An 18521-nucleotide genomic window follows, 5' to 3' on the forward strand; every position below is an offset into this window, starting at 1 on the left:
CGCCGGGGGCACAGACCCTCGCAGCCACCCGCGCCGGAGTCCACCGAGGAGGCCTTCGCATGACCCGCACCGACCGCATCGCCGAGCCCTGGGGCAGCCGCACCCCCTACGGACCGGGCGAGACGTGGCCGACCCGGGTGGACTCCTACCTGGCCGACGGGCTCACCGAGGCCGACGTCGACCGCTGGGTCCAGTCGGCGACGATCCTGCACTCCAACGGCGACGGCCTGGACATCGCCGTCAAGGACGACCGGATCGTCGGTGTCCGCGGCCGGGCCGTCGACCGCGTCAACCACGGCCGGCTCGGCCCCAAGGACCTGTTCGGCTGGCAGGCCAACAACTCCCCGGACCGGCTGACGAAGCCGCTCGTCCGGCGGAGGGGGAAGCTCGTCGAGACCGACTGGGACACCGCGATGGACGCCGTGGCGAACCGGGCGAAGGAGCTGCTCGAGGAGCAGGGACCCCGCGCGATCAGCTTCTACACGACCGGCCAGCTGTTCCTCGAGGAGTACTACACGCTGGGCCTGATCGCCCACGGCGGCATCGGCACCAACCACGTCGACGGCAACACCAGGCTGTGCACCGCCACCGCGGCGGCCGCGCTCAAGGAGACCTTCGCCTGCGACGGCCAGCCCGGCAGCTACACCGACATCGACTCCGCCGACGTCATCGCGCTCTACGGGCACAACATGGCCGAGACGCAGACCGTCCTCTGGACGCGCGTCCTCGACCGGCTGGCCGGCCCGAACCCGCCGCAGGTGATCTGCGTGGACCCGCGGGAGACCCCGGTCGCCCGCGCGGCCACGGTGCACCTGGCCCCCCGGCCGGGCACCAACGTGATGCTGATGAACGCGCTGATCCACGAGCTCGTCGCCCACGGCTGGATCGACCGCGACTACATCGAGGCGCACAGCGTCGGGTTCGCGGAGCTGCAGAAGCAGACGGCGGAGTGCACCCCCGAGGTCGCCGCCGCCGTCTGCGACGTCCCGGCCGAGCAGATCCGCGAGGCCGCGCTGATCATCGGCACCGCCGAGCGGCTGATGTCCTCGGTGCTGCAGGGCTTCTACCAGGCGCACCAGGCCACCGCGGCCGCCGTCTGCGTAAACAACATCCACGTGCTGCGCGGCATGCTGGGCAAGCCTGGCTGCGGGATCCTGCAGATGAACGGCCAACCCACCGCGCAGAACACCCGCGAGTGCGGCGCCGACGGCGACCTGCCGGCGTTCCGCAACTGGTCCAACGACGCGCACATCGCCGACCTCGCGAAGGTCTGGAACGTCGACCCGATGCAGATCCCGCACTACTCGCCGCCGACGCACATCATGCAGCAGCTGCGCTACATCGAAGAGGGCTCGATCCGCTTCATGTACGTGACGGCCACCAACCCGGCGGTCTCCCTGCCGGAACTGCGCCGGATACGGGAGATCCTGTCCCAGGACCGGCTGTTCCTCGTCGTCCAGGACATCTTCCTGTCCGAGACCGCGCAGCTGGCCGACGTCGTCCTCCCGGCGGCGACCTGGGGTGAGAAGACCGGCACCTTCACCAACGTCGACCGCACGGTGCACCTGTCGGAGAAGGCGGTGGAACCGCCGGGCGAGGCGAGGTCGGACCTCGACATCCTGATCGACTTCGCGCACCGGATGGGGCTGGAGGACAAGGACGGCGCCCCGCTGGTGAAGTGGAGCGACCCGGAGGGTGCCTTCGAGGGCTGGAAGGAGTGCAGCCGTGGCCGCCCCTGCGACTACACCGGCCTCTCCTACGACAAGCTCCGCGGCGGCAGCGGGATCCAGTGGCCGTGCAACGACGAGCACCCCGACGGCACGGAGCACATCTACGTCGACGGGCAGTTCTGGGCGCAACCGGACTACTGCGAGAGCTACGGCCGGGACATGGTCACCGGCGCCCCGGTCGAGAAGACGGAGTACGAGGCGCTCAACCCGACCGGCCGGGCCGTCCTCAAGGCGGCCGAGTACGTCGCGCCGCACGAGCTGGTCAGCGAGGAATACCCGTTCCAGCTGATCACCGGCCGCACGCTGTACCACTTCCACACGCGGACGAAGACCGGCCGGGCGCCGCAGCTGCAGGCCGCGGCACCCGAGGTGTGGGTGGAGATGTCACAGAGCGACGCCGCCGACCGGTCGTTCACCGAGGGCGACCTGCTGGAGGTCACGACCCCGCGCGGCCTGGTCCGCGCCCGCGTCCGGATCAGCGGCATCCGGCCCGGTGTCCTCTTCCTGCCGTTCCACTACGGCTACTGGGACACCGCCGACGGCTCACGACCCAGGAAGGAACGCGACGGCCGGGCGGCCAACGAGCTCACCCTGACCGACTGGGACCCGGTGTCCAAGCAACCCATCTTCAAGACGGCGGCAGCCGCGGTGCGGCGGGTGTCCGCGGCGAAGGGGCAGCCCTCCCTGGCGCCCACCACGACCGGATCGGCACCGGTCACCGGCGGGGTCCCGCCCACCACCGGCGGGGCGCAGGCCCATGCCGAGGAACTGGTGGGAGGCCGGCGATGAAGCTGGACATGGCGATCGAGGAACTGCACCGCTCGGAGAACCACCTGGTCACCGTGCTGACGTCCATGTCGGACAAGCACAAGACCGACCACGAGGTCTTCTACGTCTGCCGCGACATGGCGAAGTGGTCCCGGCAGCACGTGGCCGACCTGGCCGGCATCGGGACGGACTTCGGCCTCCGGCTGGAGCCGGAGGCCTCCGAGGACCCGGGCCTCCTGGCGAGCGTCAAGCAACGGACGGCGGAGCTCGTCGGCCGGAGGTCCACGCCCGGTCTGCTGCTGCTCGCCGACCTGCGCCACCTCTACCGGGAGGCGGCCGGCACCTCGGTGGACTGGGAGCTGCTCGCCCAGGGCGCGCAGGGCGCCAAGGAGAAGGAGCTGCTGGACCTGGCCCAGCGTTGCCACCCGGAGACGCTGCGGATCACCCGCTGGGCGAACGCCTACCTCAAGGTCACCTCCCCGCAGGTGCTCGCCAGCTGATGACCGCGCCCCCCGCAACCCGCATCGTCCTCCGGCCGCTCGCCACACCCCTGCCGCTGGGATTCCTCGCTCTCGCCTTCGCGACGACGGTCTTCTCGGCGGTGCAGCTCGGCTGGATACCACCCACCGAGGGCCGCGTGGCCGCGTTCACGGCGATCGCAGCCACGGCACCGCTGCAGTTCGCGGCGTCGGTCTGGGGCTTCCTCGCCCGCGATCCGGTCGCGGCCACCGGCATGGGGCTGCTGAGCGGGATCTGGGCGGTCGCCGGGTTGACGACGCTGACCTCGCCGCCCGGGACGGCGAGCGACGGACTGGGGGTCTTCCTGATCGTCGGCGGGCTGTCGATGTTCGTACCCGCCGCGGCCGCCGTCGGGAGCAAGATCGCACCGGCCGCCGTGATGGGCCTGGCCGGCACCCGGTTCATCGTGACCGGCGGCTACGAGCTCACCGGCTCGGCCGCGTGGAAGGCGACTGCGGGCTGGGTCGGCGTCCTGCTGGCCGCCGTCGCCTTCTACGCCGCGCTCGCCCTCGAACTGGAGGGCGCGCGGGAGCGCACCGTCCTGCCGGTCGGCCGCCGCGGCGCCGGTGCGGCGGCCATGGCCGGGAAGGGGCCGCTCGACCCGGCCGACCTGGTCGAGGAGGCAGGAGTCCGCCCGCAACTGTGACGGCGGCACCGCGGGGAGCAGGGCCGCCCGCCCCGGCCGGCCGCCGTACGGGCTAGGGTCGGACGTACAACCGAACACACGCAGCAGGGGAGCGCCACGGCGCTGAGAGTGCGGGCAACCGCAGACCCTCGAACCTGATCCGGGTCATGCCGGCGCAGGGAGTCTGGAGGAAAGCCATGGCCGAGCAGGCCGTCCATCCGTCGTCCACCCGCGCCCCGGGCGAGAACCCCGCCCGCTGGCGCACCGTCGACATCGTCGTCACCGCCGTCCTGGGGGTCGCCTTCGGCGTCGTCTTCTGGGCCTGGAACCTGTTCGGCGAGGTGGCCTCCACCCCGCTGGACTTCTTCCCCCCGATCAAGGGCCTGCTCAACGGGGTCTACCTGATGCCCGGCGTCGTCGCCGGCCTGCTGGTCCGGCGCCCGGGTGCGGCGGTCTTCGCCTCGACCCTGGCCGCCGCGGTCAGCCTGCTGCTCGGTTCGCCGTACGGCGGCATCATCGTCGTCTACGGCCTGGTCCAGGGCGCCGGCGCCGAACTCGGCTTCCTGCTCACCCGCTACCGCACCTTCGGCTGGGCGACGGCGGTCCTGGCCGCCGTCACCGCCGGGTTGTCGACGTCGATCCTGGACCTGAGCCTGTACTACCCGGTGTCCGGCGAGTACCCGTTCTGGGCGTTCACGCTGCCGTACACGCTGGCCACCGTGCTCTCCAGCGTGCTGCTGGCCGGCGTGGTGGGCCTGCTGCTGGTCCGTGCGATGGCCCGGACGGGGGCGCTGGGCTCCTTCGCCTCGGGCCGCACGCGCGTCTGACCGCCGGGTGACCACCACGTCGGGGTCCCGGTCCAGCCATCCGCCGATCCGGGCGGACGCCGTCCCGGCGCGCGTCGTCGCGCGGGGCCTGGGTGTCCGCCACCCCTCGCGGCGGGCCTGGGCGGTCAGCGGCGTCGATCTCGTCGTCGAGCCGGGCGAGCGGATCCTGCTCACCGGCGCCTCGGGCGCGGGGAAGTCGACGCTGCTCGCCGCGCTCGCCGGCATCCTCGACGCCGAGGGGACGGAGGTGGCCGGCGAGCTCGCCGTCGACGGCGCGGCACCGCGCGCCGCGCGGAGCCGACTCGGGCTGCTCGCCCAGGACCCGGACAGCCAGCTGGTCATGACGCGGGCCGGCGACGACGTGGCCTTCGGGCTGGAGAACGCCGGCCTGCCGCCGGAGGAGATCTGGCCCCGCGTCGACGAGGCCCTGGCCGCGGTCGGCTTCCCCTACGGCCGCGACCGCCCCACCCAGGCACTGTCCGGCGGGGAGAAGCAGCGGCTGGTGCTGGCCGGCGCCCTCGCCCGCCGCCCCGGGCTGCTGCTGCTGGACGAGCCGACCGCCCAGCTCGACCCGGGCGGGGCGGCGCTGGTCCGGGCCGCCGTGGCCCGCTCCACGGCCGACCGCTCGGCCACCGTGGTCGTCGTCGACCACGACGCCCAGCCGTGGCTCCCGCTGGTCGACCGCGTGGTCGAGGTCGTGCCCGACGGCCTCGTGGAGCACCCGCCCGGCTGGCAGCCGGCCCCCCGCGCCGCCGGCCTGACCCTGCCGGCCGCGGCGGACGGACCGGTCCTCCTCGCCGCGCGGGCCGCCGGCTTCACCTACCGCGGCAGCCCGGTGCCGGCGCTGGCCCCGACGACGACGGTCCTCCGGGCCGGGCGGGCGCTGGCGGTCACCGGCCCCAACGGGAGCGGGAAGTCCACGCTGGCGCTGCTGCTGGCCGGCCTCCGGGCGCCCACCAGCGGCCGGGTGGTGGCGTCGGCAGCGCTGACCGGCACCGTGCGCAACGGCGCCGACGAGCCGCACCGCTGGCGGGCCGGTGAGCTGGTGAGCCGGATCGGCACCGTCTTCCAGCACCCGGAGCAGCAGTTCCTGACCGGGCGGCTGCGCGACGAGCTGGCCCTGGGGCCGCTGCGTTCGGGGGAGCAGGCCGCCGCGGCCCGCGCCACCGCCGACGCGCTGCTCGAGCGGCTGGGGCTCACCGCGTTCGCCGACGCCAACCCCTTCACCCTCTCCGGCGGCCAGCAGCGCCGGCTGTCGGTGGCCACGGCCCTGGCCACCGCGCCGCGGGTCCTGGTCCTCGACGAGCCGACGTTCGGCCAGGACACCGGCACGTGGCGCGAGCTGGTCACGCTGCTGGCCGAGCAGCGCGCGGCCGGTTGCGCGGTCGCCGTCGTCACCCACGACGTCGACCTGGTGGACGTCCTGGCCGACGACCGGCTGTCGCCGGCGCAGCCATGACCGCCTCGCTGTCGCTCGGACCGGTCCCCGGTGCCGCACTGGGCCGGATCAACCCGGTCGCCCAGCTCGGCGCCATGGCCGTGGTCACGCTGGTCCTGCTCACCAGCCTGGACGTGGTCACCCCCGCCGTCGTGGTGGCCGCCGAGCTCTGCCTGCTGCCGGCGGCCGGGCTCACCGACCTGCGCGATCTCTGGCGCCGCACCTGGCCCCTGGCGCTGGGCGCGGGCTCGGTCGGCGTGGTCAACGTGCTGCTGTCCGACGAGGCGACGCTGGTCACCGGCGTCGGGCTCGGGCTGCGCGTCGTGGGCCTGGCGCTGCCCGGCGTGCTGCTCGTGGCCACCACCGACCCCGTCCGGCTGGCCGACGCGCTCACCATCCACTGGCGGGTGTCGACGCGCTTCGCCTTCGGCGCGCTGGCCGCCCTGCGGCTCGTCCCCCTCCTCGTCGCCGAGTTCGAGTCCGTCCGGCTCGCCCGCCGGACCCGCGGCGTCGAGGCGGGACGCAATCCCGTCGCCCGGGCCCGGTTGCTCGCCGGCATCGCCTTCACCCTGCTGGTCGGCGCCGTCCGCCGCGGCTCCCGACTGGCCACGGCGATGGACGCCCGCGGCTTCGACTCGGGAGTTCCGCGGACCAACGCCCGCGGCTCGCGGCTGCACCGGCGGGACGCCGCCTTCGTGGCCGGAGCCGTCGTCGTCTGCGGCGTGGCGGTCACGCTCAGCGTGCTCACCGGAGCCTGGTCGCCGATCTTCGTCGGCTGACGACCGGCCCGGGCGGCACGGACCTCACCCCGCGGAGGGTGATCCGTGTCGCACCAGGTTTGGTCCGGCCGTCACCGGCCGATACGAGGTTGTTGGCCCCGACCACCCGGGCCGCACGAGAACACGCCGCACGAAGGCAAGGGGACCATCGCGTGACAGGTCAGGCGGCCGGGCCGGTCTGGCCGTCGGCAGCTCCACCGCCGGCCGACGTCGCCCTCGCCTGGGACCTGCACGACATCGCCGAGCTGCCGCGCGTCCGGGCCGAGCTGCGCCGGCACGCCGGGGCGCACCCGGTGCCGCGACGGCTCCCCGGCCGGGACGCCGCCGCCGATCTGCGGGACCAACTGGTCCTCGCCTTCGACGAGATGGCCTCCAACGCCCTGCGCCACGGCGGCGGCGACGTCCGTGCCACCGTGCAGCTCACCCCGGACGCGTACCTGATCGAGGTCTCCGACCGGGCCGCGGGAGCACCACCGTCGCCCGCCGTCGGCCGCGACCCCAGCGAGGGCGGGCTGGGCCTCTACCTCATCGCGGAGATGGCCACCGCGCACGGCTGGTACGTCCGGGACGGCGCCAAGCACGTCTGGGCGCTCCTCCCGCGCGGCTGACGCTACCGACGCCTCAGCGCGCCGGCCCCTGCCGGGGATCGATCGGACGGGGCACCCACGCCGTCCCGGCGCCGGGCGGCCGCGGCCGGTCCTCCGGGTGCAGCCGGATGGCGACCAGCGCCACGTCGTCCTGCAGCCCCTCGGGCCGCAAACGCTCGATGACCTCGTCGCACAGCACCGGCAACGGCCGCTCGGCGAGCTCGGCCAGCGCCGCGCGCAGCCGGGCCATGCCGTCGTCCATGGGGAGGTCGCGGCCCTCCACGAGGCCGTCGGTGTAGAGCAGCAGGGTGGCCCCGTACCCGACCGTCACCACCGCGTCGGTCCGGGAGGACGTCGGGTCGACCCCCAGCATCAGCTGGGCCCGCGGATGGGCGAGCTCCTCGATGCGGCCGTCCCCGTGGAGCAGCAGCGGAGGGGGGTGCCCGGCGTTCGACCAGCGCAGCCGGGTCAGCCCGGCCGCCCGATCCCCGGGCGTCTGCTCCACGCGGGCGATCGCGGCGGTGGCCATCGTGCCCATGCCCAGGCCCTGGATCGCGGCGTCCAGCTCCCCCAGGACGGCGGCCGGCCCGGGACCGTCGCGGTAGGCGATGCCGCGCAGCATGCCGCGGAGCTGCCCCATCGCGGCCGCCGCCTCCGTGTCGTGCCCGACGACGTCGCCGATCACCAGCACCGTGGCGCCCGACGGCTGCAGGAACGCGTCGTACCAGTCCCCACCGACCTCCGCGAGCTCCACGGCCGGCAGGTAGCGCACCACGATCTCGACGTGGTCGGGCTGCGGCGGCGCGGTCAGCAGGCTGCGCTGGAGGCCCTCGGCGAGCCGCCGCTGCTGCCGGTACAGCCGGGAGTTGTCCAGCGCCAGGGCGATGCGATCGGCGACGTCCTGGGCGGTGGCCACGTCCTCGTCGTCGGCCTGGTCGCGGTCGGCGGGCCGGTAGATGCTCAACGCACCCAGGGTGCGTCCCCGGGCCACCATCGGGAGCGTGACCGCCGACTGCGGCGCCAGACAGGTGAGGACGTCGCGGACCTCGCCCGGTGGCAGCGACCGGCCCACCGCGGCCTCCACGTCGGGGACCCGCATCAGTTGGCCGGAGGCGAGCCCGCGCAGGAGCGGTGCGCTCGGCGGGAGGGCCGGCAGCCGCAGCTCGGCGTACCGGGCGACCGACGACCGCATCGCCGGGTCGACGTGCCAGCTCCCCACGTCGCGGGTCCGGCCGTCCTCGTCGACGAGGCTGACGACGGCCCAGTCGCCGAGCACCGGCACGACGGCCTCGGCCACCCGCTGCAGCGCCGCCTCCTCGCCCGCGCCGGTGCTCAGCGGCGCAGACATCGCCGAGGTGACGTCCGCGACCAGGGAGAGCCGGGCGGTGCTGCGCCGGGACATCTCCGCCGCCCGCCGGCGCTCGGTGACGTCGACGAAGTACACCGACAGGCCGTCGGGCCCCGGCCAGGCCCGGACCTCGTACCAGGCGTCCAGCGGTGGCGGGTAGTAGGCCTCGAAGACCCGTTCCTGGCCGGTGGCCACCGCGTCCCGGTAGTTGATCTCGAAGTCGCTGCCGACCGCGGCGGGGAAGATCTCCCACATGACCCCGCTGAGGAGCTCCTCGCGGGTCCGGGAGAGCACCCGCTCCGCCTCGGCGTTGACGTAGGCGAACCGCCAGTCCCGGTCGACGGAGAAGAACGCCGACTTCATGACCTCGAGGATCCGGGCGACCCGCGAATCGCTGTGCCGCTGGGCGGTCGTGTCGAAGCCCGCCCCGATCAGCCGCACCGCCACCCCGCGATCGTCGGCGAGGGCGCGGCCCCGGCCCTGCACCCAGCGCGTCTCGCCGGACGGCAGGACGATGCGGATCTCGGCGTCGTACTCGCCGCAGCTGTCGATGGCCGCCTGCAACGAGTCCTTCAGCAGCTCCCGGTCGTCGGGGTGGCAGCGGCTGACGACCGCGTCGATGCTCTCGTCGAAGGTCACCCGGTCGTAGCCGAAGATCTCCACGAGCCGGTCGTCCCAGACCAGCCGCCCGGTGACCAGGTCCCAGTCGAAGCTGCCGATCTCCGCGGCGTCGATGGCCAGCTCGAACCGCAGCCGGTGGGCCTCGAACTCCCGTCCGAGGGCGGACAGCTCCAGCTCGGTGGCGACCGAGTCGGCCAGCTGACGGAGCAGGCCGGTTTCGCTGTCGGTCCAGGGACGCGGTCGGACGCTGTAGGCGGTGAGGGCGCCGACGGGTGACCCGTCGAAGGCCACGAGGGGGACGCCGAGGAATGCACCGACCCGGCCGTCGGCGACCGGCGGCAGGGCGCCGACGCGGGGATCGGTCACGGCGTCGGCCACGACCAGGGGCAGGTCGCCCTGCTCCAGCACGACCGCGCAGAGGGAGTCCCCGTAGGGGACCTGGCGGCCGAGGCTGCCGGTGGGCAGGCCGTCCCCGCCCACCACGGTCTCGACCTCGCCGAGCAGGGAGACGGCGGTCGCGTCGGCCTCGAGCAGCCGGGTGGCGAGGCCGGTGAGGCGCTGCAGGGCGCGCGATCCGAGGGCGGTGGGCTCGAGGCGCCGTACCGCGGTCAGCCGCCCCTCGACGGAGCCCGGGTTCGGCTCGGGGGCGGTCACGGTCGATTCCTTCCACAGGGGGCTGCGGGTCACACGGACTGGCCCCAGCATTCCGGCCTGCGGAATCCCGGTCGGCACCGGGTGCCTCCCGTGGCCCTGGCCGGGCGGGCGCTCCCGGGGGCTTCCGGGGAGCGCCCGCCCGTCGGCGGGAGGGTGGCGGACGGCGGTGGCGTCCGCCGGCGCGGCCCCGCGGGCAGGCGACGCGTCCAGCATCGCCGTGCCGGAGCGGCCGGGCCGCGGACGGTCCGCGCGAGTCGTCCCCTCGGGGCGGACCCCCTGGTGCTGCCGGCCGGCGTCCGATCCGGTCAGAGACCCGGGGACGGAGGATCCCGTACGGGTACCGGTGGAGCGCCGTGTCCACCTCGGGACGGTGCCGGGGTCCGGTCGGCCGCGCCGCGGACGTCTGCGCCTCCCTGGAGGGTCCGCGCGCTGCTCGGGGCAGTCGGCGGGGGGTCGAGGCGAGAACCGTCGTGCGTGCAGGTCGATCGACCACCGGGGCGGCACCGGACCGGCCGGACCGGCACCGCCGCGGACGTCTGCGCCTCCCTGGAGGGTCCGCGCGCTGCTCGGGGCAGTCGGCGGGGGGTCGAGGCGAGAACCGTCGTGCGTCGGGTCGGTCGGCGGCCGGGGGTGCACCGTCGGAGGCGAGCCGGGGAGCGGCCGGGGTCGGCCGGGAGTTCGGACGTGCTCGGGGACCGAGGCGGCGGTCCCGGCCACCCGGGGAAGGGGGCGGCCGGTGCCGGCGTGCTCGGGCGGGCGGAGGACGGCGTCCAGCGGCTGGCTGCCGTGGTCGCGCTCGGTGCGGGTCGGATGCAGCGTCCGGTCCTAGGGGAACGAGCTCCAGGCGGAGCCCGGGGACCGGGAGCGCTGCGCCGGCAGGGGGGAGCCCCTGGCCGGGCACGCGTGCGGATCCCCCCGTGCGCGGGTCGGCCCGGTCGACGCCGGGGACGCGCGGGACGGGGACGGCCAGCCGGTGGCCCGGGAGCGTTCAGGCGGTCCGCACGGTCTTACGCCGGGGACGGCCACTGCTCCACGGGGGACCGATGGCACTCCTCGCGAGCCGGCCGACGACGCCGGACCGCGGGGAAGCAGCACCACGGCGGGGGAAGACGCCGCAGGCTGGATCAGGGGGGTGCTGGGCATCTCGCGCAGTACCACGGGGGGGTCGACCTCGTGGCGCACGGCCGGACGGGCCGGTGCACCCCAGGCGAGGTAGCGGCCGTCGGGACCGGCGCCCCAGAGCGCGAGCCGCCGCACGAGCGCGCGCACCCGGAGGGTGCGGCGGGGGGCCGGCGCGGGGCGTGGGGCGACGTGCCAGGCGAGGTGCTCGCCCCGGGGCCCGGCACCCCACAGGGCGGCGCGCCGGACGACGTCGGAGAGCCGGGTGACCGGCACCCGCTCGGGCTCGGGGACGACCAGCACCCGGGGGGCGACGGCGGGCCTGGCCATCGGCGCCGGCTGGACGGAGCGCAGCGGCCCGGTGCGGACGGCGCCCGTGCCGGTCCCCGGCGGCCGGTGGGCCGCGGCCCGGCGCGGCTGCGGGCGACGGACCGGTCCGGCTCCGCCGGCGCGGTCGAGGACGTCGATGAGCCCGGCGATGCTGCGCCCCTGCCCGTGCGGAGCGGCCGACATGCGCGCCGCGGTCGCTCGCTCGCTGCTCATGTCGCCTCCTGAAGTCATGTCCGCAGCCGGGGGGGAAGGTGCTGCGGACAAGGAGGAATCTAGGGACCACCGAGCCGTTTCCCCGCCATTCCCGACACCCGCCGGCATCCGCGTGACCGAACCGTTGCGCGACCATTCCAAACCGGTCGACGACCCTTTTCCCGCAGCGGTCACTTGTCGACAAACTCTGCATTCCGAGCGTGGAATTGCGCTGCCACGCGGTCGGTCATCCCGGCGGGGCGGCCGACGCGCCCCGCGTGTCGGACGCTGACAGGATCCCGGGATGCCCGTCCCCCTGGTGATCGACACCGACCCCGGCATCGACGACGCCCTGGCGATCCTCCTGGCCCTGGCCAGCCCGGAGGTCGACCTGCGGCTGGTGACGACGGTGCACGGCAACGTCGAGCTGGCGCAGACGACCGAGAACGCGCTGCGCGTGCTGCACCTGGCCGGCCGCTCGGACGTGCCGGTGGCGGCCGGCGCCGCGGAGTCGCTGGTCCACCCCCAGCCGGAACGGGCCGGCCACGTGCACGGCGCCGCCGGCCTGGGCGGGGTGGAGCTGCCGCCGTCGCCGGCATCGGTGGACCCCCGGCCGGCGGTCGTCGCGCTGGCCGACCTGCTGGTGGCTTCTCCCGAGCCGGTGACCGTCGCCGCCCTCGGGCCGCTGACCAACCTGGCGCTGCTCCTGCGGGTGTTCCCCGACGCGGCCGCACGGATCGACCGGCTGGTGGTCATGGGCGGCTCGGCCGCGCGCGGGGGCAACGTGACGGCGGCGGCGGAGTTCAACGTGTGGGCCGACGCGGAGGCCGCCCAGGCCGTGCTGACCTCGGCGCTGCCGACCGTGCTGGTCGGGCTCGACGTCACGCTGCCGACCGTGCTCGACGAGGACGGCATCGCCCGGTTCGCCGCCGGGCCGATCGGCGGCCGGGCCGCGGCGATCCTGCGGCAGTACCTCGACCACGCCCGTACCGCCTACGGGACCAGTGGCGTCGTGCTGCACGACGCGCTCGCCGTCACCGAGGCCGTCGCCCCCGGCACCCTGGGCACGGTGCGGCGCGACGTCGTGGTCGACACCGGGCTGGGGTTCGGCCGTGGGCAGACCCTGGTCGACCGGCGCACCGTCTCGACCGCGGCCACCGCGGTGGAGGTCGCCGAGCGGGTCGACAGCGCCGCGGCGGTGGAGTTCCTCGTCTCCCGGCTGGCCGGCCTGGACGGCCGCTAGCGCCGGGTCCCGTCCACGATCCCCTGCGCGATGTCGCGGAGCTTGCGGTTGTACCGCTGGGAGGCCTCGCGCAGGATCTCGAAGGACTGTTCGGCGTCCACGTGCCGTTGTGCCATGAGGACGCCCTTGGCCTGCTCGATCACCGCGCGCGACTCCATGGCGATCCGCATGTTGTGCGCCTGGTCGTGCAGCTGGGCGTGGGCGTCGGCGTTGGCCACCGCCACGGCGATGGCATCGGCGACGTCGGTGCCCGCCTGGATGGATTCCGGCGAGGCGAACGCGCCCGGCTCGGTGGAGTAGTTGTTGAGCGCCCCGATGGTCGATCCCTGGTAGGGCAGCGGCACCGACAGCGAGCTCCGCACGGGGCTGGTGTCGAGCAGGTGGGCGACGTAGTCCGGCCAGCGCTGCTCGGTCCGCATGTCGTCGACCCGGAGCAGGACGCCGCCGCGCCCGGCGTCCATGCACGGCCCGTACCCGTGCTCGTACTGCAGCTCGTCGGCCGCCAGGGCCATCGCCCCGTGGTGCGCGGCGGTGAACGCCCTGTCGTTGCGCAGCAGGGTGATCGACGCCGCCTCGGCTCCGGGGATGCCCCGGGCCGCGATGGTGACGACGTCGGTGAGGACGTCGGTCAGCGAGCGGCCGACGAGAGCCACCCGGCTGAGTTCGCGCAGCAAGGTCTCCACCGGCACAGTGTGCCTGGACAGCTGCGGAGTTCCCGCCCGCCGGTGCGCGACGGATTCCCATCGGTCAGGATGGACCCGGCCAGGCAGGGACCTGAACCGCCTGCACAGGAACGTGAGGGGGAGGCGATGGCCGGGGACATGGCCGACCAGCCGCCCCACGACGCCGGTTCCGAGGCGTGGCCGTGCGCCCCGGTGCCGTCGGTGCCCGGCGACGTGTGGCACTGGCAGCTGGAGGCCATGCACGTCGTCTCCCGGGTCCGCAGCGACCTGCGCGCCCGCATCGCGCACCCGTCGGTCTCCTCCGCCTCCACCGAGGACGCCCGCGACGGCCTGCTCCTGGTCTTCGAGGAGCTGGCCTCCAACGCACTGCGCCACGGCGGCGGCGACGTCCGTGCGCTCGTGGTGGCCGGCCCCGGCGGCTGGCTGCTGGACCTCAGCGACGAGGCCCCGGACAGCCCACCGGTCCCCGCCGTCGACCGCGACCCGGCGCTGGGCGGGATGGGGCTGCACCTGGTCGCGCAGCTGTCCACGGCGTTCGGGTGGGAGCAGCGGCCGGGCCGCAAGCACGTGTGGGCCCGGCTGCCCTCCGGACGCGAGGAGGTGGAGGGACGGCGCCGCGGCCAGTTGCCCGAGCCGCGCTCCCCCGAGGTCCGCCGGGACTAGCGGCGGGCGGTCTGCACCGCCTCGCGGAAGCGGGCCGCGTCGGCGCGGACGGCCGTCATGGGGGCGAGCAGCTCCTCCTCCGCCACGGCCTCGACCGCGGCGCGCAGTCGGCGCTCGGCGGCCCGGCCCCGGCGGGCGGCCCGCAGCCGCACCAGTGGCCGGGACAGCACGGCCAGCAGGGGGCCGGCCAGCAACCCACCGACGGCCAACAGCGTCGGCAGCGGCAGGCCCTCCACCCTCGGCACGGGCAGCACGTCGTCGAGCTGGAGGAACCCGAGCACGAGCAGCCCGAGCAGCCACAGCACGCCGACGAGGGCGGTGAGGGCGAGCAGCCACTGGAGGCCGCCGACGGCCCGTTGCCACAGCGGCACACGGTCCGGACCGAGGTCGGTGCCGGCCACCGCCCGGTCGAGCCGGTCGGCCAGCTCCCCTTCCGAGACCTCCACGGTCCGCCGGAGATCGTCCCGCCAGGCCTGCGGCAGCCCCTCTCCCACCACGTCCCGGGCCCGCCGCACCGCCGTCGCCACCCCGGCCAGCTCCACGGGGCCGGCCGGGCCGAGCGAGGTGCGGGCCCGCTCGTCCCCCAGGTGCAGCCGCTCGAGCGGGTCGGGGCGCAGCTTCCGGGTCCAGCGCAGCAGCGGCCAGCCGGTGCGGGCCACGCCCGCGCGCAGCGTCGAGCGTTCCACGGCGGCGGTGACGGCGGGCACGCCCGCGGCGCCGGCGAGCGCCCCGCCGAGGTCGTCGAGCAGGTCGGCCCGGTCACGGCGCCCGAGCCCGGCGTCCGCACCCTCGGCATGGGCGCCGAGCGCGCTCGCCGTCGCACGGACGTCGGCGGTCAGCCGGTCGGTGGCCGCCCGCCGGGCGGCGACCCGGCGGGCCAGCTCGCCGCGGAGCTCGGCGACACCGGCACCCGTCCGGCCGGAGGCGGCCAGCAGCGGGACGGCGCCCAGCCCCTCGCGGTCGAGCAGCGCGCGCAGGTCGGTGAGGCACGCCCGTGCGGCGGCGCCGTCCAGCCGGTCGACCTGGTTCAGGACGACCAGCAGCACGCCCGCGTGCCCGGCCAGCGGGACCAGGTACCGGTCGTGCACCGCGGCGTCGGCGTACTTCTCCGGGTCCAGCACCCACACCAGCACGTCGACCAGCCCGACGAGCCGGTCGACCTCGAGCCGGTGCTCGAGCCGCACGCTGTCGTGGTCGGGCAGGTCGAGCAGCACCAGCCCGTCGAGCGCCGGCTCGGGTGGGTGCCGGTGCCGGCGGGGCACCTCCAGCCAGTCCAGCAGGCGGTCGGCTCCTTCCTCCCCCCACGTGGTCGCGTGCGCCACGCCGGTGGTGGGCCGGCGGACGCCGGGCGTGCTGACCTCGCTCCCGGAGAGCGCGTTGAACAGCGTCGACTTGCCGCTGCCGGTCGCCCCGGCCAGGGCGACCACGGTGGCGTCCCCGAGGGCGGCGCGGGCTCCGGCCTTCCCGAGCAGCGCCCGGGCGCGGGCCACCTCCGGCACCTCGAGCCGCCCCTCGGCGACCTCGACCGCCTCCCGCAGCGCCGCCAGCCGGTCGGCCAGCGGCAGCTCCCGGCGGTTCACGAGTCGGCCCGGCGGGCGGCGGCCAGCTCGCGCACGGCCGCGCGGAGGGCCTCGGCGGTGCCCGGCGCGGGCGCGGCGTCGTCCACCCGGTCGTCGAAGCGCGCCTGCTCGTAGCGCAGCAGCCCGTCGACCCGGCGCTGCAGGTCCTCCCGCGCCCGGTCGGCCAGCGAGCGGACGGCGGCGTCGCCGAACACCGCCTCGAGCACGCGCTGCCCGACGACGGTCGTCCCACCGGCGACGGCGACCTCGCCGCCCAGCAGTCCACCGGTCTGCGCGAAGACGGCGATCATGACGATCCCGCCCGCGCCGTTGATGCCCCACGACAGCAGCCGCGCCCGTGTGCGCTTGTCCCCGCCCTGGTCGCGGACCAGGTCGAGCACGGCGCCCTGCCAGTCGCGGACCTGCGCGGCGGCGGCCTCCGGGAAGTCCGGCGAGACCTGCTCCAGCTCCCGCTCCTCGCCGGTCAGGAGCCGGGCGCCGGCCGGCAGCGCCCGCCAGGCGCCCACGGTGCGCTCCGCGGCCCGGTCGGCCTCGGCGCGCAGCAGGCGCTCGACGCTGCTCTCGAGGGCGTCCTGCAGCCCGTCGGCCGGGGTGGGACGGCCGGTGAGGCCGCTGACCACCCGGTCGCGCAGCCGGCTGACCCCTCCCTGCAACGCGCGCATCCACTCCCCGGTGCCGACGAACTCCTGCCACCGGGCCAGCACCTCACCGCGCAGCAGGGTGCCGCTGCGCACGCCGGCGTCGATGCTCTCGTAGGCCGCCGTGTACGCGGCGGCCGCCGCCGCACGGAGGGCGTCGACGGCCGCCGCCTGCTCCTCGACGGCGGCGGCGACGCCGTCGACCCGCTGCGCCAGGCTGTCGAGCGCACCGGTCAGGGTCTGGCGGACCACCGCGGCACGGGCCTCCTGGTCGGCGGCGAGCCCGTGCAGCCACGCCCGCAGCGGGGCGACCTGGTCCTCCGGCACCCGCCCGTCCACCAGCGGGCGCTCCTCCACCACCACGAGCCGGGCACCGGCCAGCCCGGCCCGCTGCAGCATGCCGTGCAGGTCCGCGGCCACCTCGGCCGCCGCCTCGGGCGGCACCCGGTCGAGGACGACGGCCAGCGCCGTCCCGCGCTCCTGCGCGGTGCGGAGCAGGTCCCAGGGCACCGCGTCGGCGTAGCGGGCCGCCGTCGTCACGAAGATCCACAGGTCGGCCGCCGCCAGGAGCTGCCCGGCGAGCTCGCGGTTGGACTCGACCACCGAGTCGACGTCGGGGGCGTCGAGCAGGGCCAGCCCGGCGGGGAGGTCGTCCCGGACGACGAGCTGCACGGTGCCCGGTCCCCCGGCGCCGCCGGTGACCCGGGCCAGCCCGGGCAGGACGCGGTCGCCGGAGAACGCGGCCACGTCCGCGCGGGCGCAGACCAGGACGGGCGCCCGCGTCGTCGGGCGGAGCACACCGGCCGTGGTGACGGGGCTGCCGACCAGGCTGTTGACCAGCGTGGACTTCCCCGCACCGGTGGAGCCGCCGACGACCGTCAGCAGCGGCGCGTCGAGGTCCCCGAGCCGGGGCAGGAGGTAGTCGTCGATCTGGTCCCGGACGGCCCGGGACGCCCGCGCGGCGGCGTCGCGGGCCGGCGTGGCGAGGCCCAGGGGGCTCGCCGCCAGCCGGTCCCGGACCACGGCCAGGGCGTCGGGCAGCCGGAGCGGCGGGGCGCTCACCCGCGCTCCCCGCCGGCCCTCGCCGTACCTGTGCCCCGGTGCCGGGCCGATGGCGCCCTCGCGAATCCCCTCACGCCGTCATGACTGCCCCGCACGGAGCCGGGCTACCCCCGCAGCCCGGGCGGCGAGTCGTCGGCCTTGCTGGCCCGCTCCTCGCGGAGGGCCTGGAAGACCCGCCGGCGGACGCGGTCCTGGTCCTTCTCCTGGATGTCGGTGAAGCGGATCGACATCACCCAGCGCGCGCCCCGGGCCTGGGTGCGCACCACCTCGGCCGGCGTCCGGATGTCGCCGTCGTCCAGGTGGATGAGGAGGAGGAGCTTCGCGCCGGCCTCGGGCGGGACGCCCAGCCCCTCGAACTCGGCACGGATCCCGGCCTCGCTGAGGTCGATGCTCGAGCCCGTGAGGTCGATCGCCCCGTACTCGGCCTCGACCGGCACCACGATGCGCCCGCGGACCGCCTTGCGCCGCTGGCTGGTCTCGGCCGGGCCGGTGGCCCGCAGCCGCCAGCGGACGACCGCACCGGTCTCGACGTCGACGACCTCGGCCGGCAGGGCGCGCTGGGTGTCCTCGCCCCTCCAGAACACCTCGACGACGTCGCCCACCCGGACGACTACCTGGTCGACGAACTCACCGACCGACGGCCGCACGGAGATGAACTCGTTCTGGACCACCTCCACGCGGGCGGTGACCGAGACACCGCGACCGGAAAGGGTCACCTCCGCCTCGGTCTGCTCCTCCGGGTGGTCCACCCCGGGAACGCTCGTCATGGATCCTCTCCGATCGGTACCGCGGGGGCACGGGCCCGCTCGACCCGCTCCGCCACACCGCGGGAGGCACGGTAGCCCGCGGGCCGGGCACCGGCCACGCCGCCCACCCCCGACGCGCCGCTCAGGCAGCGGGGATTGCGCATCACGACCTGGTCATCGGTCGCCGGGGCATCCACTGCGAGCCCGACCACCCACTTCCACCCCCGAAGGGGCAGCACCGCGACACCCGACGCCCCACCCGGGGCCGGGAACCTGACTGCGCCCCGGTGACCTACCGCTCCCCCGCCGAAAGGCGGTTCCGCCGGCCCTTCGATCGACCGGGCAGTTGTGGTCGCGGACACGCGCGGA

At 75.7% G+C, this 18521-nt stretch carries 15 protein-coding genes and 1 riboswitch; of the genes, 9 read left to right on the forward strand and 6 right to left on the reverse strand.

Going from position 1 to position 18521, the window contains the following annotated elements; genetic code table 11:
• Positions 1–59: 59 nt before the first annotated feature.
• From BM142_RS25170 to BM142_RS11715, 7 genes are all read left to right on the forward strand, one after another.
• Complete coding sequence (locus BM142_RS25170; RefSeq protein WP_092198471.1) at positions 60–2519, forward strand: molybdopterin oxidoreductase family protein; 2460 nt, start codon at positions 60–62, stop codon at positions 2517–2519.
• Positions 2516–2998, forward strand: a complete 483-nt coding sequence (locus BM142_RS11690) for a hypothetical protein (RefSeq protein WP_092198474.1) — start codon at positions 2516–2518, stop codon at positions 2996–2998. The genes BM142_RS25170 and BM142_RS11690 overlap by 4 nt, the downstream gene beginning before the upstream one ends.
• On the forward strand, positions 2998–3663 hold the full coding sequence (locus BM142_RS11695; protein ID WP_092198477.1) for a GPR1/FUN34/YaaH family transporter: 666 nt from the start codon (positions 2998–3000) through the stop codon (positions 3661–3663). The genes BM142_RS11690 and BM142_RS11695 overlap by 1 nt, the downstream gene beginning before the upstream one ends.
• A gap of 75 nt (positions 3664–3738) precedes the next feature.
• Positions 3739–3842, forward strand: a riboswitch (TPP riboswitch).
• On the forward strand, positions 3840–4469 hold the full coding sequence (locus BM142_RS11700; RefSeq protein ID WP_092198480.1) for an ECF transporter S component: 630 nt from the start codon (positions 3840–3842) through the stop codon (positions 4467–4469). (Overlaps the previous riboswitch by 3 nt.)
• A gap of 7 nt (positions 4470–4476) precedes the next feature.
• Positions 4477–5928: an ABC transporter ATP-binding protein gene (locus BM142_RS11705; protein WP_254790822.1), complete on the forward strand. Its 1452-nt coding sequence runs from the start codon at positions 4477–4479 to the stop codon at positions 5926–5928.
• A complete protein-coding gene (locus BM142_RS11710; RefSeq protein ID WP_092198483.1) occupies positions 5925–6686 on the forward strand; it encodes an energy-coupling factor transporter transmembrane component T family protein in 762 nt (253 codons plus the stop codon). Before BM142_RS11705 ends, BM142_RS11710 begins: the two co-directional genes overlap by 4 nt.
• A gap of 152 nt (positions 6687–6838) precedes the next feature.
• Positions 6839–7294 (forward strand): ATP-binding protein, encoded by a 456-nt coding sequence (locus tag BM142_RS11715; protein ID WP_092198487.1) that lies wholly within the window; start codon positions 6839–6841, stop codon positions 7292–7294.
• 13 nt (positions 7295–7307) lie between these two features.
• Here the strand turns inward: BM142_RS11715 and BM142_RS11720 are convergent, their stop codons facing one another.
• Positions 7308–9896 carry a SpoIIE family protein phosphatase gene (locus BM142_RS11720; RefSeq protein WP_254790823.1) on the reverse strand — a complete coding sequence of 863 codons (2589 nt, stop codon included), beginning with the start codon at positions 9894–9896 and terminating at the stop codon, positions 7308–7310.
• Positions 9897–10721: 825 nt separating this feature from the next.
• Positions 10722–11558 (reverse strand): hypothetical protein, encoded by an 837-nt coding sequence (locus tag BM142_RS11725; RefSeq protein WP_092198494.1) that lies wholly within the window; start codon positions 11556–11558, stop codon positions 10722–10724.
• Between the two features lie 283 nt (positions 11559–11841).
• Between BM142_RS11725 and BM142_RS11730 the strand changes: the two genes are divergently transcribed.
• The gene (locus BM142_RS11730; protein WP_092198498.1) at positions 11842–12780 is read left to right on the forward strand and encodes a nucleoside hydrolase; all 939 of its coding nucleotides are present in this window, start codon (positions 11842–11844) and stop codon (positions 12778–12780) included.
• On the opposite strand, the gene BM142_RS11735 is transcribed toward BM142_RS11730, so the two are convergent.
• Positions 12777–13463 (reverse strand): GAF and ANTAR domain-containing protein, encoded by a 687-nt coding sequence (locus tag BM142_RS11735; RefSeq protein WP_092198829.1) that lies wholly within the window; start codon positions 13461–13463, stop codon positions 12777–12779. The genes BM142_RS11730 and BM142_RS11735 overlap by 4 nt on opposite strands.
• Before the next feature lie 126 nt (positions 13464–13589).
• Here BM142_RS11735 and BM142_RS11740 point away from each other — a divergent pair, with 126 nt between their 5' ends.
• Positions 13590–14126: an ATP-binding protein gene (locus BM142_RS11740; protein WP_254790824.1), complete on the forward strand. Its 537-nt coding sequence runs from the start codon at positions 13590–13592 to the stop codon at positions 14124–14126.
• On the opposite strand, the gene BM142_RS11745 is transcribed toward BM142_RS11740, so the two are convergent.
• The 3 genes from BM142_RS11745 to BM142_RS11755 all read right to left on the reverse strand — a co-directional run bounded on the left by BM142_RS11745 (position 14123) and on the right by BM142_RS11755 (position 18173).
• On the reverse strand, positions 14123–15706 hold the full coding sequence (locus BM142_RS11745) for a GTPase (protein WP_092198501.1): 1584 nt from the start codon (positions 15704–15706) through the stop codon (positions 14123–14125). The genes BM142_RS11740 and BM142_RS11745 overlap by 4 nt on opposite strands.
• Positions 15703–17406, reverse strand: coding sequence for a P-loop NTPase family protein (locus BM142_RS11750; RefSeq protein WP_092198504.1), 1704 nt, complete (start codon positions 17404–17406; stop codon positions 15703–15705). The genes BM142_RS11745 and BM142_RS11750 overlap by 4 nt, the downstream gene beginning before the upstream one ends.
• Positions 17407–17510: 104 nt before the next feature.
• Positions 17511–18173, reverse strand: a complete 663-nt coding sequence (locus tag BM142_RS11755; protein WP_092198507.1) for a PilZ domain-containing protein — start codon at positions 18171–18173, stop codon at positions 17511–17513.
• Between the last annotated feature and the right edge of the window lie 348 nt (positions 18174–18521).

Origin of the sequence: Blastococcus tunisiensis, from assembly GCF_900112815.1 — a bacterium.
Lineage (GTDB): Bacteria > Actinomycetota > Actinomycetes > Mycobacteriales > Geodermatophilaceae > Blastococcus_B > Blastococcus_B tunisiensis.

Excerpts from the sequence above, each read along its gene's own strand:
- BM142_RS25170 (WP_092198471.1), top strand. The coding sequence starts at position 60 with ATGACCCGCACCGACCGCATCGCCGAGCCCTGGGGCAGCCGCACCCCC.
- BM142_RS11690 (WP_092198474.1), top strand. The coding sequence starts at position 2,516 with ATGAAGCTGGACATGGCGATCGAGGAACTGCACCGCTCGGAGAACCAC.
- BM142_RS11695 (WP_092198477.1), top strand. The coding sequence starts at position 2,998 with ATGACCGCGCCCCCCGCAACCCGCATCGTCCTCCGGCCGCTCGCCACA.
- BM142_RS11700 (WP_092198480.1), top strand. The coding sequence starts at position 3,840 with ATGGCCGAGCAGGCCGTCCATCCGTCGTCCACCCGCGCCCCGGGCGAG.
- BM142_RS11710 (WP_092198483.1), top strand. The coding sequence starts at position 5,925 with ATGACCGCCTCGCTGTCGCTCGGACCGGTCCCCGGTGCCGCACTGGGC.
- BM142_RS11725 (WP_092198494.1), bottom strand. The coding sequence starts at position 11,558 with ATGAGCAGCGAGCGAGCGACCGCGGCGCGCATGTCGGCCGCTCCGCAC.
- BM142_RS11730 (WP_092198498.1), top strand. The coding sequence starts at position 11,842 with ATGCCCGTCCCCCTGGTGATCGACACCGACCCCGGCATCGACGACGCC.
- BM142_RS11740 (WP_254790824.1), top strand. The coding sequence starts at position 13,590 with ATGGCCGGGGACATGGCCGACCAGCCGCCCCACGACGCCGGTTCCGAG.
- BM142_RS11755 (WP_092198507.1), bottom strand. The coding sequence starts at position 18,173 with ATGACGAGCGTTCCCGGGGTGGACCACCCGGAGGAGCAGACCGAGGCG.